Origin of the sequence: Arthrobacter sp. Leaf141 (genome assembly GCF_001424565.1) — a bacterium.
Lineage (GTDB): Bacteria > Actinomycetota > Actinomycetes > Actinomycetales > Micrococcaceae > Arthrobacter.
This window is the reverse complement of sequence record NZ_LMOL01000004.1, coordinates 170841-184569: the sequence shown is the minus strand read 5'-3', so window position 1 is coordinate 184569 and position 13729 is coordinate 170841. Positions and strand designations below refer to the sequence as shown.

Below are 13729 nucleotides of genomic sequence, written 5' to 3'. Positions count from 1 at the left end.
CTCACGCCCACCCCGCCAGGGCTGCCTGCGCGGCTCCCGCCAAAGCTTCGGCGCGGTCCGCGTCCACGCCGCCGTCGGCAATCACCACGGCGTACCTGTACGTGAGTGACCCGCCATCCGCCAGGGGCACTTCCGCGCTGAAGAACGGGGCTGAGCCCAGGCAGGCGAACATCGAGGAACGCGCAAACCATTGGTTGGGCGCGCCCGGATTCGCAGGGTCCTCCACAAAAGCGATGGTGGATTCCCGGCAGCTGTCGTCATGCTTGCCGGTGAAGGCGATCCAGGGGGTCCGGGTGCCCATAAACTCGTCCGCGCCGGTTCCCTCCGCGTTCCGGAATTCGCCGCCGGTGAAGGACCGCGGGCCCCGCCAGAACAAGCCGCCGTAACCGGCGTTGTTCCGGCCTTCGGTGGTGGGGCTGCCGAAGGTGATGGTGGCACCGGAGGTGTTGCGCATGGTGGTCTCGAAGAGGATGGCGTACGCGCCGGTTCCGGTGGCTGCGCCTTCAGTGGCGGCGCCGGAGTCAGCGAGGACTTCGATACGGAACCGCCGGTCCTCGGCAATCACCGGGGCGCCGTCCTGGGCGGACCAGGCCAGTGATTCGGTTGCCGTGATGCCGCCCGCGGATTCCTCGATCGCCCCGAAGTCCTGGTGGGTCATGGCGCCGTTGTTGTCCAGGTTGGCGTACTCCGTGGCGCGGGTGTAGGTGGCGCCGCCCCAGAAGTTGTCCTTGCCCACGTTGGGCAGTGCCCAGGACAGGCCCTTGTGCCAGACGTGGTCCCATGGCCGCGAGATGGTCACCTCGTCCCCGCCCAGGGTGGTGAGCGGGTGGAAAAACGGCCGGGGGCTTTCGTACTGGTCATCGGTGGGCCGGTAGGTATAGGTGGCGATGGGGCGGCCATCGACGGTAAACGCGAGCGCGGCGCCGTCATCGGTGTGGCTCACCTGGCCGGTGGCGGTTGCAAGGGTGCTCATGGTTTTCTCCTGAAAAAGTGGTTGGGTCAGATGCTGGCAGCGCGAAGGGCGGTCCCGTCCAGCACGCGGCTGCCCAGTCCCTCCCCGTCCATGCCGGTATAGAACGGGTGGCCCGGCACAATCTGGCCGCGGCTCACCGCGGCGCCGGTGAACGCCGAAGCGTAGATCGCGGCAGCAAGCTCAAGGGTTTGCCGTGCTGAGGCGGCGCCCGCCGGAAGCGGCCGGTCGGCGTCGAGCGCGTCATACATGGCCAGGAACTGCGCCACATGGCCGCTGCCCCGCTCCAAAGGCTGCGCACTCCATGCCCCGGCCACTGCATCCTCGTGGCCGGGCGCGGCAGTCACGGTCCAGTTGTCCGTGCTGTAGCCGTATAGGTGGCTGAGCTCCACTGTGGCGAACTCGCAGTCGATCCTGATGTCCGAGGTTTCCCGGGGCGAGAGCAGCGAATTGATGATGGTGGCCACGGCGCCGTTTTCGAAGCGGACGATTGCCGCGGACAGGTCTTCCGTAGAGGTGGCCCGGTCCTGCCGGGACGCAATGGCAGTGACCTCGGCCCACGGGCCCATCAGATGCAGGAGCAGATCGAACTGGTGGATCCCGTGGCCCATGGTGGGGCCGCCGCCTTCAGCATTCCAGGTTCCGCGCCACGGAAGGTCCCAGTAGCTGTCCGGGCGGTACCAGAGGGTATCGCAGCGGGCCACCAGCGGACGGCCGAAATCGCTGCCGCCGATCAGCTGCTGCGCCGCGGCTGACGCATCGCCGAACCGGTGCTGGAACACGCAGGAGAACTGCGCTCCACCGCGGGCCTGTGCCTTATCGAGCCGGTCAAAGTCTGCAAGGCTCAGGGCCGGCGGCTTCTCCGACAGGACGTGCACGCCCGCTTCAAGGCATTCGATGGCCTGGTCAATGTGCAGCATCGGCGGGGTACACAGGTGCACCACATCCGGTTTTGCCTCCTGCAGCAGTTCAGTCAGCGTTAGGTAGCGGCCGGGAATTCCGTGCTGCCCGGCAAACGCGTCCAGCCGTTCCCGGTCCACGTCGCAGGCGGCTACCAGCTCCGCCCGCCCTCCGGTCCGGGAGAGGTTGTCGGCGTGCACCGCCGCGATGCCGCCGGTTCCGACGATGGCCACTCTGTACGTCCGCATGTTTTCTCCGTCATTGCAGTGGATGTTCGTTGCGCAAGTGGACTGTCACGGACTCTCGGGACGAAAGTTTCCATCTCTGCGCATAAGTTTCTGCCGAGCCGTCAAGGCATGTTTTCGGCCTCTCCTCAACCGTAGGGATGCGCTCACAGCCACGTCAAGGACTTTGCCCCTAGAAACTTACTGGAATTTTCTGATACTTTCTTAGAAATTGATAGCCAACCCTGAGGAGAAGCCCGTGACCAGCGGTGCCGCCGAAAAACAAGCCTTCCCCTTGGCGCAGGATCCTGCGGACCCAGGCGCCGCCGTCGAACGCCTGATGCTCCAGATGACGCTCCCGGAAAAGCTGGCCCAACTGGCAGGGGTCTGGGTGAACGCCTCCACCGACGGCGATTCCGTGGCACCGCTGCAGAACGAAATGGCGGGCGACGAACGGACCTGGGAGGAAATGATCTCCCAAGGCCTGGGCCAGATCACCCGCATGTACGGGACAGTCCCGGTGGAGCCACTCGAAGGCGCTCGGCGGCTGGCCGCAGCCCAGGAACAGATCATGGCCGCCTCCCGCTTCGGTATTCCGGCCCAGGTCCATGAGGAATGCCTGGCCGGGCTGGCGGCGTGGAAAGCCACGGCGTTCCCGGTCCCGCTGGCATGGGGCGCCACCTTCAACCCCGGCCTGGTCCGGCGCATGGCCGGGCTGATCGGCGGGCAGATGCGCGCCCTCGGCGTCCACCAGGGACTGGCCCCCGTATTGGACGTGGTCCGCGACCTGCGGTGGGGTCGCGTGGAGGAAACCATCGGCGAGGACCCCTACCTGGTGGGCACGGTGGCGTCCGCCTACGTCAGCGGACTCGAGGAATCCGGCATCGTAGCCACGCTCAAGCACTTTGTGGGCTACTCCGCCTCGCGCGCCGGGCGCAACCACGCCCCTGTTTCCATGGGCCCGCGTGAACTGGCAGATGTGATGCTGCCACCCTTTGAAATGGCGATCCGGCATGGCGGGGCGCGCTCGGTGATGCACGCCTACACGGACACGGACGGCGTTCCGGCCGCCGCGAACCGGGCGTTGCTCACCGCGCTGCTGCGGGACGAATGGGGGTTCACCGGCACCGTGGTGGCAGACTACTTCGGCATTGCCTTCCTGAACGCCACCCACGGCGTGGCCGCCGATTCGGGCGAGGCCGCTGCCTTGGCGCTTGCCGCAGGCGTGGATGTGGAACTGCCCACCATGAACTGTTACGGCGCACCCCTGCTCGAGGCTGTCCGATCCGGTGCAGTGCCCGAGGCCCTGGTGGACACCGCACTGCGCCGGGTGCTGATCCAGAAACAGGAAGCCGGGCTCCTCTCCGCCGCTTTTGACCCTGCCCCGCCTGCCCTGGCTGCCGGGACCATCGACCTTGACCCCGCGGAACACCGGGCGCTGGCGAGGGAGATCGCAGCCCAGTCCTTGGTGCTGCTGACCAACAGGACGCACGACGGCGGCCCCGCCCTTCCGCTGCCGGCTGCAGCTTTGGCGTCGGTGGGCGTGGTGGGCCCGCTGTCCCAGGACCCGTTCGCCATGTTGGGCTGCTATTCCTTTGATGCGCATGTGGGCGCTTCGCACCCTGACATCCCTATGGGAATTACTGTTCCTACCGTCGCCGCGGCCGCCGCCGGCCGGTGCGGGGCGGTACAGAGCGCGGCGTCCGGGACCTGCGAGGTGATCCCGGAGGACCGGATCGAGGAGGCCTGCCGCCTGGCCGCTGCCGTGGACACCTGCGTCATTGTGGTGGGAGATAACGCGGGCCTCTTTGGCCGCGGCACTTCCGGCGAAGGCAACGACGTGGGCGACCTGCAACTGCCCGGGGACCAACGGCTGCTGCTGGACCGGGTGCTGACCGCTGCTGAGGCTGCCGGGACCCGGACGGTGGTGGTGGTCCTCAGCGGCCGGCCTTACGCGCTGGGTGAGTTTGCCGACCGGGCGGGCGCCCTGGTGCAGGGCTTCTTCCCGGGTGAGGAGGGGGCGGAAGCCTTGTGGGATGTGCTGACGGGCGCACGGACCCCCACCGGCAAACTCCCCGTTTCGGTCCCCCGGACGGCCGGCGGCCAACCCGGCACCTACCTGCACAGCAGCCTCGCCGGCGCGTCCGGCGTCAGCGCCCTGGACCCCTCGCCGCTGTTCGGCTTTGGCCACGGCCTTTCCTACACCACGTTCGGCTTTTCCGGCCACACGGCGAGCGCACCCACCATGTCCACCACGGGGACCGTCACCGTGGGCTGCACCGTCACCAACACCGGGTCCCTGTCCGGCGCCGAGGTGGTCCAGCTGTACCTGGCGGACCCGGTGGGCGAGGTGGTCCGGCCGGTCCGGGAGCTGATCGGGTACGCGCGGGTGGAGCTCGCCGCAGGTGCGTCAGCGGAACTGGAGTTCACCGTCCACGCCGACCGGACCTCTTTCACGGGCCTGGACCTGCAGCGGGTGGTCACGCCGGGACTGGTGAAGCTGCATGTGGCTACGTCGAGCACCGCTGATGTTGCCACGCATGAGGTCATTTTGCACGGCCCCCGCACGGTGGTGGGCTTCGGCCGGGAAATGCTGACACCGGTGACGGTCACGCCGCTGTAGGCAGGCAGCCGGGCCTCTCCTGGTCCGGGTGGGCCTCACTGGTGCGCGGTGAACTTCCCCTCAATGAAGGCCAGGAGCGGCCGGGAGTTGAGGCAGACCAGGAACACCACGGCCCCGGCGATGACCGGCAGCAGGTACGCCGTGGAAATGAGCAGCAGGAATCCGGCCACAAACAGGATGCCCGCGTTGCCCAGTGACACCCGTTTCCGGGCCCCGATGCTGTACAAGGACAGCCGGTAAAGATCCCGCACCCGGAATGTGAACCGGGACAGCAGCAACAGGGCAGTGGCCGCCGCCGTCAGGACCAGCAGCCCAAGCCCCACCAGGCCGATCCGGGCACCGCCGGCCACCGGGGCCGCGGCGTCCCCGCCCGGCAGCACCAGGAGGTTGAACCCGACGACGGCGAGCACCGCCAGGTACGGCAGCCAGACCAGGAGCGCCTGGCCGGCGTTCCGGCGGTAGCCGCGGACGAAGTCCCGGAACACGCCGGTGTCCTGCCCGGCCAGCAGGCGGTTAAACGCGTACATGGCCGCCACCACTGCGGGCCCCACGGGGATGCAGGCCAGGATCAGCAGCAGGGGCTGGAATCCCAGCAGAGGCACCAGCAGGAGCAGAGCGTTGGCTGCCACCAGGAGGATGGAGCCCATCATCACACCGGCAACGGTTCCGGCCACCCTGAACAGGGGGCCGGAACCGTACTCCGTCTTCTTCGCAACCACGCGCTGCCTTTCGGTTACCGCCGGAAGCCGCGCGCCGCCGTCGTCCGTCCTACTTCTTGTCCGCGTACGCCTTGTACGCCTTGTTGGCCAACTCTACGTATTTGGACATGCCCTTGGCGTCCAGCTCCTTGAGGTAGGCATCGAACTCGCCCAGGCTGCGCTGGCCCGTGATGAACTTCAGCGTGTTTTGCTTGACGTGGTCCTTGAGCGGTGTGAGCACCAGGGTGGCTTGTTCACGGTCCACGTCGCTGAACGGGACCGGCGGCGCCACGGCCTTGGGCTTTTTGGCCTGCATCGCCTTTTGGAAGGCCAGCTCCTCCTCGTTAAAGGTGGACTGCAGCAGGTCGGTGGTGCCGCCGTAGGCAAAGTTGCCGCCGGAGAAACCATAGTCAACGCGGAGGTCCTTGGTGCCGGCCGGGTTCAGGCCCTGGAAGTTGATGTCTGCCGCGGGCTTGCGCTTGCCGCCCTCCTTGGTGAATGTGGTTCCTTCCACGCCCCACTTGGCGAACTCCTGGCCGGCGTCGCTGTAGAAAAGCCAGTCCAGGTACTGCATCAGGGCCACAAAGCTGTCTTTGTCCTTGACGGACGAGTTCAGCATGATGCCGTTTTCCAGCCGGGAGCCGCCGATGATGTCGCCCGCCGGCCCGCCGGGTACGGTGATCTTGCGGACGGAGAAGTTGCCCTTGCCCAGGGACTGCTCCATGGACGTGCGGTAGGTGATGATGTTTTGGGAGTTGGCGCTGATAACAAACGACTTGCCCGAGGTGAACTTCTGGATGGCGGAATCGTCGGTCTGGGTGAAGCTTTCCGGGTCCATCAGGCCCTCGGACACCAGGGAGTTGAAGTACGTCACCAGCTCCTTGAACTGGGAGTTGCCGGCGCCGAAGCTGAACTCCTTGGCGGACTCGTCGAAGCTCAGCCCGTCCACCAGGCCCCAGCCGGCCACCGTGCCGAACGCGCTGCCGGCGATGTTCAGGACGCTGTTGCCGTTGAACCGGTCCGAGAACGGCACCACGTCCGGGTACGCCTTTTTCAGCTTCCGCAGCACCTCACGGAACTCGTCCCAGGTTTTGGGTTCGGCAATGCTTTCCTTTTCCAGGATGTCCGTGCGGAATGCCAGCGTGTAGTCCGGCCACAGTTCCTCATGCAGGCCGGGCAAGACGTAGTATTTCCCGTCCTCCTGTGTCAGGCCGGCGATCTCCGCCTCCAGCTTCCACTTCTTCACCTTGTCCTGGAAGTGCGGCATCAGGTCGACGTAGTCGCTCACCGGCAGGACGGCGCCGGACGAGACGTAGGCGCTCTCCTGGCCGGGGTAGGTTTTGGCGATGATTTCCGGGGCGCTGCCGGAGCTGATCAGGAGGCTGCGCTTTTGCTCGTAGTCGCTGCTGGGGACGATGGTGGTCTCCAGGGTGACGTTGTTGTCCGACGCCATTTTGGTGAACAGCAGCCAGTCCTTCTTATACGGGTAGGTGGGCTGGTCGCTGAAAAGGAAGGTGAAGCTCAGCGGCACCGTCGCCTTGAACGTATCCCCCACCCCAAAGCTGTCCATCGCGCCGTTGCGGGCCTTGGTGGTGTCAACCTTGCTGCCGGAATCGGAGTCACAGCCGGCGGCCACCAGGCCAAAAGCTGCCAGTGCGGACAGGCCGAGGAAATCTCGTCTGCGGATCATGGGCTTTCCTTTCGTAAGGGGTTATTCCTTGACGGAACCGAGCATGACGCCCGAGAAGAAGTACTTCTGCACAAACGGGTAGACACAAAGGATGGGGATAACGGTCAGGACGATGGTGACGGATTGGATGTTGGCCGCAATCTGGCCCACGTTTTCCGCCGTCCCGCCCGCGGATCCTGCGGTGGTGACCCCGGCGATCATGTTGCGCAGGTAGATGGTCACCGGGAACAGGTCCGGGTTGTCCAGGTAGAGGAAGGCCTGGAACCAGGAGTTCCAGTTGGCCACTGCGTAAAACAGGACCATGGTGGCCACAATCGCCTTGCTCAGTGGCAGTACCACCCTGAACAGCACGCCGTACTGGGTGAGGCCGTCAATCGCGGCGGCTTCCTCCAGTTCACGCGGCATGTTCTCGAAAAACGACTTCATGATCAGGAGGTTGAAGACGCTGATGGCGTTGGGCAGCACCACGGCCCACAGGGTGTCCCGCATGCCCAGCGAGCTGATCAGCACGTAGTTGGGGATCAGCCCGCCATTGAAGAACATGGTGAACACTGCGATGCCGATAAAAACGCTGCGGCCTTTGAGGTCCTTCTTGGCGATGGCGTACGCGAAGCTGGTGGTGAGCACCATGGAGATGGTGGTGGCCACGACCGTGTACAGCACCGTGTTGCCGTAGTTGTTCCAGAACGTGGAGTCGGCCAGGATCAGCCGGTACGTCTCCACGTTGAAGCCCATGGGGAACAGGTTGACCTGCCCGGCGTTGATAAAGCCTTCGCTGGAAAAGCTCTGGGCCACGATGTTCAGGAACGGGTACACGGTCAGGAACAGCACGGCCAGCAGGAAGACCAGGTTCACGCCCCGGAAGACCCACATGCTGCGGGAAACCTTCATGTCCTTGACCAGGACTCCCGTGTCCCTACCGGCCCGGTTCCGCTTCAGGAGGGTGTCCTTCATGGTTGTCCCTTTCACCACAGGCTCGTTCCTGCGAGCCGCTTGGAGATCGCGTTCGCGGAGAGGATCAGCGTCAGGCCGATGACGGATTCAAACATTCCGATCGCTGCGGCGTAGCTGAAGTTGCTCGATTCCAGGCCCACCCGGTACAGGTAGGTGGAGATGACATCGGAGGTTTCGTAGTTGAGCGGGTTGTAGATCAACAGGATCTTCTCGAAGCCCACAGCCATGAACGTGCCGATGTTCAGGATCAGCAGGGTGATGATGGTGGGGCGGATGGCCGGGAGCGTGACGTGCCAGGTTTGCTGCCACCGGTTGGCGCCGTCGATCCGGGCCGCCTCGTACAGGGATTCGTCCACCCGGGTCAGCGCCGCAAGGTAGAGGATGGCGCCCCAGCCCATGGTTTGCCACACCTCGGAGCTGATGTACATGGGCCGGAACCAGCCCGCGTCCTGGGTGAAGTTCACGGTGGTGCCAAAGAGGGAATTGGCCACCTGGTTCACCGTGCCGGTCATGGAGAAGTTCTGCAGGATCATGCCCGCGATGATCACCACGGACATAAAGTGCGGCAGGTACGCCACGGTCTGGACCAGCTTCTTGAACTTCTGCGAGCGCAGTTCATTGAGCATCAGCGCGAAGATGATGGGCATGGGGAAGCAAAAGAGCAGGGTCAGGACGCCGAGGATGATGGTGTTCTGGAAGGCCTGCCAGAAGCTGGGATCGTTGATGAACAAGGTGACGTACTTCAGGCCCACCCATTTTTCGCCGAAGATGCTGCCGCCGGGCTGGAACTGGCGGAATGCGATCACGTTCCCGGCCATGGGCAGGTAGCGGAACACCGCAAAGTAGATCAGCGGCAGCAGAACCAGGGTGTAGAGCCGCCAGTCACGGGTGATGGCGACTTTCCAGCTGCCGGGCTTGTTGCGGCGGCCGCCGTTCCTGTTTTTGCCGCCTTTGCCGGGCGGGTCTGCGGTGACCGCTTCGGGGGGAATTTCCAATCGCATGGCCATGGTGCCTCCTAGCGGGCCGTCTGTGGGGTGGGTTCGTCGATGACCAGGACGCCGTTCGCGGCCAGTTCCACCCTGCCGCTGACAGGGTTCCCGGTAATGAGGTCGGTGCCGCCGGCCTGCAGGTCAACCAGAGCCGGGGCATCGTTGTGGTTGAGGACCAGGAGGTAGCTGCGTGCAGCACCAGTACGACGCCGGACCTGGACTCCCGGAGGTGCCTGAAGTTCCGGGCGGATTCCGGCACCCTGGCGTTCGGTTGCGAGCAGGTCCGCCAGGTAGGAGTCGTCTACCCTGGCTGACAGATACAGGGCAGTACCTTTGCCGAACGAGTTGCGGGTGACCGCGGGAAAACCTTCCAGCCGGCCGGAGCCGTAACTGGCCAGGACGTCAGCGGACTCGGCGTGCAGGTGCTCGGTCCAGTAACCGGCGGAGGCTGTGCCGCCGTCGGTCGTGCGCAGTTTTACTTCCTCCCCCTCGCCAGCCAGCGGATGCAGTTCCTCGCTCCAGGCGCCCAGGACCGTGCGGAGGGCTCCCGGGTAGCCGCCCAAGCGGATGGTGTTGTCCTGGTCCACCATGCCGGACAGGTAGCTGGCCACCAGGCGTCCGCCGCCGGCCACGTAGTCCTCGATCCGCTGCGCGGCACCATCCGTCAGTAAATACGTGGCCGGCAGGACCACCAGGCTGTACGGGGTGAGGTCACTTTTGGTATCAACAAAGTCGACAGTGATGTTGGCGTCGAAGAACGGCCGGTACAGGCGGAGTACTTCCTGCGCATAGTTAAGGTCGGAACGCGGCGAATTCCCCAGCTCCAGGGCCCACCAACAGTCCCAGTCGAAGACCACTGCCACCTTCGCAGCGGACCGCGTTCCGGCGATGCCGCCAAGGCTCTTCAACTCCTGGCCCAGTCCGCAGACTTCGCGGAACACCCGGGTGTTGGGACCGGCGTGGTTGACCATGCCGGAGTGGTACCGCTCGGTGCCGCCCTTGGCCTGCCGCCACTGGAAAAACAGGATGGAGTCGGCGCCCTGGGCGATGGCCTGGTAGGAGCCGAGCCGCATTTTGCCCGGCAGCTTGGACACGTTCACGGACCACTGGCTGACAGCGGCGGTGGCCTGTTCCATGACCAGCCACGGCTGGCCTTTGCGCAGCGAGCGCATCAGGTCGAAGTTCAGGGCCGCCGCCACGTGGGCGTCTTCCTCCCGCGGGTCCGGGTAGATATCCAGGGCCACGGAGTCCTCCTCGGCTGCCCAGGCCCAGTAGTCGTTGTTTTTATAGAAGCGCATGAAGTTGGTGACGATGGGCAGGTCCGGGGTGTGCGTGCGCAGGATGTCCCGCTCCGCCTTGTAGTGGGCCAGCATGCTGTCCGACGTGAACCGGTGGTAGTCCAGCCTGCGTGACGGGTTGGACCAGGTGCGGGGCTGGGCCGGCGCGTTGACCTGGGCCCAGTCGGAGTAGACCTGGCCCCACACATCCGTGCTCCAGGCCTGGTTGAGCCGGTCCACGCTGCCGTACTTCTCCTGCAGCCAGATCCGGAATGCCCGGTCCGCGTGCGGGCCGTAGGACACGGGACCGTATTCGTTGTTGACGTGCCACATGCACAGCGCGGGGTGCGTGGCGTACCTCTCCCCCATGGTTTCCGCCATGGCCAGTGATTTGGCCCGGTACACAGGATGCGAAACGTCGAAGTGCTGCCGGGAGCCGAACCCGAAGGTGGACCCGTCCGCCAGGACCGGGAGGATGTCAGGGTGCTGGGTAATCAGCCAGGCGGGCGGCACGGCGTCCGGGGTGGCCAGGTCCACGCCGATGCCGTTGGCGTGCAGGAGATCCATCACTTCATCCAGCCAGTCGAAGTCGTAGACACCGTCCGCCGTTTCAAGCCTGCTCCACGAGAACACTGCGAGGGTGACCAGGTTGACGCCGGCCTCCTTCATCAGGCGGACGTCCTCATCCCAGAGCTCGCGGGGCCACTGCTCGGGGTTGTAGTCCCCGCCGTAGGCGATGCCGCCGAGCCGCTGATGCAGGGCCTTGAGTCTTTGTTCCGGGGTGCTGCTGCGTGGCTCGCTGGTCATCATTGTCCTTTGGTTGGCATGTGGCCGCCGGCATCCCCACCGTGCGACCTGCATCACAACAAGAAACTATCGTAAAGTTTACGCAATAACAACAGTCTGTGGCGAAAGCAACCGCTTTCGAGATGACGCCAGGTTGCCGCGGGACCGCCGGCCGGGACCCTTCGGCGGTGCGTCAGGACCTACGCAGACCATCCCGCCATCAACCGCCGGGCACTTCCGGTTTCGCGGAATGGGTGGAAACTATCGGAACCGTTCGCTTGAGACGAGGAACACCCGCGCGCACCTTGCCGCGAAGACCCTGCGGGAGGATACTTGTTAGCGAAGCTAATTAGCATTGCTAACGATTATCGCCAGGAGGCGCACCCGCGGATATGGCCGGCACTGACACCACGATTTCCCCCACTCAAGACACCCCTCCTGCGGACAGCCCGCAGGACAGCCTGGCCATCGAGCTCCGGACCGCCGTGATGCGGACATCCCGCCGGCTCCGCATCGAGGCCACCGGCGATGCCATCACCCCCGGCCAGTACACCGTGCTGGCCCACCTGAACAGCAACGGCCCCTTCACCCTGCGCGGCCTGGCGGACCTCGAACATGTCCAGGCGCCGTCCATGACCCGGATCGTCAACGCCCTCGCCGACCAGGAGTTTGTCTCCCGACAGGTCCACCCGGACGACGGCCGGCAGGTGAACATCACCATCACCGGCGCCGGCCGGGCCGTCCTCGCCGAGGCGAGGGAGCAGCGGACAGCGTGGCTGGCACAGCGGGTCGCAGGCCTGAGTGACGAGGACCGGGGCGTCCTTAGCCGGGCAGCCCAGCTGATGCAGGAAATGAGCGGCAAATGAGCGCCATGTTCCGGGCCCTGGAAAACCCCAACTACCGGATCTGGGCGGGCGGGGCGCTGGTATCAAACATCGGCACCTGGATGCAGCGCGTGGCCCAGGACTGGCTGGTCCTGACGGTCCTGACCAACCACTCCGGCGCCGCCGTGGGCATCACCACCGGCCTGCAGTTCCTGCCCATGCTGCTCCTGGGACCTTACGGCGGGGTGCTGGCTGACAGGTACCGCAAACGCGTCATCCTGCTCTGGACCCAGCTGGCCATGGGCCTGACCGGCCTGGCCATCGGCCTGTTGGTGGTCACCGGCACCGCCCAGCTCTGGCACGCGTATGTGGCCGCCCTGTGCCTGGGCATCGCCAGCGCCATCGATGCACCCGCACGCCAGGCTTTTGTCTCGGAGCTGGTGGGCCAGGACAACATCGCCAACGCCGTGGCCCTGAACTCCGCTTCCTTCAACACCGCACGGCTCACCGGCCCCGCCATCGCCGGTGTGCTGATCGCCTGGGTGGGCACCGGCCCGGTGTTCCTGATCAACGCCGCAAGCTTCGCCGCGGTCATCTTCTCGCTGTTCCGGATCCGCACCTCGGAACTGGGGCCGCCTGCCCCCGTCAGCCGCAGCAAACACCAAGTGGCCGAGGGCATCGCCTACGTCCGGCGCCGCCCGGACCTGGTGCTGATCATGGTGCTGGTGGGGATCCTGGGCGCCTTCGGGATGAACTTCCCCATCACCAACGCGCTGATGGCCACCACGGAATTCCGGATGGGACCCGGCGAGTTCGGCCTGCTGGGCTCCATCATGGCCGTGGGTACGCTGGCCGGTGCGCTGCTGGCGGCACGCCGGTCCGGGCCCCGGCTCCGCCTGCTCCTGGGCGGCGCCCTTGGCCTGGGCTTCTTCACCATCCTGGGCAGCGTATCGCCGACATTCTGGCTGTACGCCGTCATCCTGATCCCGGTGGGCCTGGCGTCCATCACGTTCCTGAACAGCTGCAACACCAGCATCCAGCTTTCCGTGGAACCGCAGTTCCGCGGCCGGGTCCTGGCGCTCTACCTGGCCATCCTGCAGGGCGGCACCGCCCTGGGCGCCCCGCTGATGGGTTGGATCGGATCCGAGTTCGGCGCCCGCTGGTCGGTGGCCGCCGGCGGCATCATCGTGCTGCTGACCGCGCTCGTTGCAGTAATTGTGGTCAGCCGGCGCAACCACCTCACGCTGCGCACCACGCTCCGCTCCGCCATCAAGCGGGCACCCGCGGTTTAGTTAGCGCACGACGGCGGCACCCGGCCACCGCTTCCCCGCCACCTTCCCAACGTGGCTGGCCCAGCGCGCCGGATCCCGCCGTCGTACTGCTGCTGCTTCCTGTCCCGGCGCTTCAGAGGCGCTGGGAAAGGTTGAGGATGTTCCCTTCGCTGTCCAGGAACCAGGCGGATTTGCCCCATTCATTGGCAACCACGCCGTTCTCCGTCTTCAGCCCGGGGAAGTCGTACTCCTCGAAGGTGACACCACGTCCGCGGAGTTCCTCCATGTCGCGTTCCAGGTTGTCCGTCTCCCACCCCATCTGGGTGTTCTTCGCCGAACCGGCGTTTTCAGTCTGGTAGATCAGGAAGCCGGTGCCACCGCCGGCCGTGTACATCAGGCTGTCCTCCTCCATTGACCCGGACGGCTCCATTCCCAACTTGTCCCGGTAGAAATCCTTGGCCCTGTTGATGTCCTTGGCCGCGAGGACCGCCATGATATTTGAATCCTTCAGCATGATGATTTC

General features: G+C 65.5%; 11 protein-coding genes. 3 read left to right on the top strand and 8 right to left on the bottom strand.

The genetic code is table 11. The features are described 5' to 3' along the window. Nucleotide 1: 1 nt before the first annotated feature. Nucleotides 2–973: a PmoA family protein gene (locus tag ASF72_RS02405; protein WP_056596239.1), complete on the bottom strand. Its 972-nt coding sequence runs from the start codon at nucleotides 971–973 to the stop codon at nucleotides 2–4. Between the two features lie 26 nt (nucleotides 974–999). Continuing rightward, on the bottom strand, nucleotides 1000–2118 hold the full coding sequence (locus ASF72_RS02400) for a Gfo/Idh/MocA family protein (protein ID WP_056596236.1): 1119 nt from the start codon (nucleotides 2116–2118) through the stop codon (nucleotides 1000–1002). Nucleotides 2119–2353: 235 nt separating this feature from the next. Between ASF72_RS02400 and ASF72_RS02395 the strand changes: the two genes are divergently transcribed. Beyond that, on the top strand, nucleotides 2354–4717 hold the full coding sequence (locus ASF72_RS02395; RefSeq protein WP_056596233.1) for a glycoside hydrolase family 3 N-terminal domain-containing protein: 2364 nt from the start codon (nucleotides 2354–2356) through the stop codon (nucleotides 4715–4717). Between the two features lie 35 nt (nucleotides 4718–4752). On the opposite strand, the gene ASF72_RS02390 is transcribed toward ASF72_RS02395, so the two are convergent. The 5 genes from ASF72_RS02390 to ASF72_RS02370 form a co-directional block, all read right to left on the bottom strand. Beyond that, the gene (locus tag ASF72_RS02390) at nucleotides 4753–5436 is read right to left on the bottom strand and encodes a YesL family protein (RefSeq protein ID WP_050683888.1); all 684 of its coding nucleotides are present in this window, start codon (nucleotides 5434–5436) and stop codon (nucleotides 4753–4755) included. 49 nt (nucleotides 5437–5485) lie between these two features. Beyond that, the gene (locus tag ASF72_RS02385) at nucleotides 5486–7105 is read right to left on the bottom strand and encodes an ABC transporter substrate-binding protein (protein WP_050683889.1); all 1620 of its coding nucleotides are present in this window, start codon (nucleotides 7103–7105) and stop codon (nucleotides 5486–5488) included. A 21-nt stretch (nucleotides 7106–7126) separates the two neighbouring features. Further along, the gene (locus ASF72_RS02380) at nucleotides 7127–7996 is read right to left on the bottom strand and encodes a carbohydrate ABC transporter permease (RefSeq protein ID WP_157370876.1); all 870 of its coding nucleotides are present in this window, start codon (nucleotides 7994–7996) and stop codon (nucleotides 7127–7129) included. Nucleotides 7997–8070: 74 nt separating this feature from the next. After that, nucleotides 8071–9066, bottom strand: a complete 996-nt coding sequence (locus ASF72_RS02375; protein WP_050683890.1) for an ABC transporter permease — start codon at nucleotides 9064–9066, stop codon at nucleotides 8071–8073. A gap of 8 nt (nucleotides 9067–9074) precedes the next feature. Continuing rightward, nucleotides 9075–11132 (bottom strand): beta-galactosidase, encoded by a 2058-nt coding sequence (locus ASF72_RS02370; RefSeq protein WP_056596231.1) that lies wholly within the window; start codon nucleotides 11130–11132, stop codon nucleotides 9075–9077. Nucleotides 11133–11503: 371 nt separating this feature from the next. Here ASF72_RS02370 and ASF72_RS02365 point away from each other — a divergent pair, with 371 nt between their 5' ends. Next, nucleotides 11504–11977 (top strand): MarR family winged helix-turn-helix transcriptional regulator, encoded by a 474-nt coding sequence (locus tag ASF72_RS02365; RefSeq protein WP_056596227.1) that lies wholly within the window; start codon nucleotides 11504–11506, stop codon nucleotides 11975–11977. Beyond that, nucleotides 11974–13227 (top strand): MFS transporter, encoded by a 1254-nt coding sequence (locus ASF72_RS02360; RefSeq protein ID WP_056596224.1) that lies wholly within the window; start codon nucleotides 11974–11976, stop codon nucleotides 13225–13227. The genes ASF72_RS02365 and ASF72_RS02360 overlap by 4 nt, the downstream gene beginning before the upstream one ends. A gap of 112 nt (nucleotides 13228–13339) precedes the next feature. Here the strand turns inward: ASF72_RS02360 and ASF72_RS02355 are convergent, their stop codons facing one another. Beyond that, a complete protein-coding gene (locus ASF72_RS02355) occupies nucleotides 13340–13720 on the bottom strand; it encodes a VOC family protein (RefSeq protein WP_050683894.1) in 381 nt (126 codons plus the stop codon). Nucleotides 13721–13729: the final 9 nt, after the last annotated feature.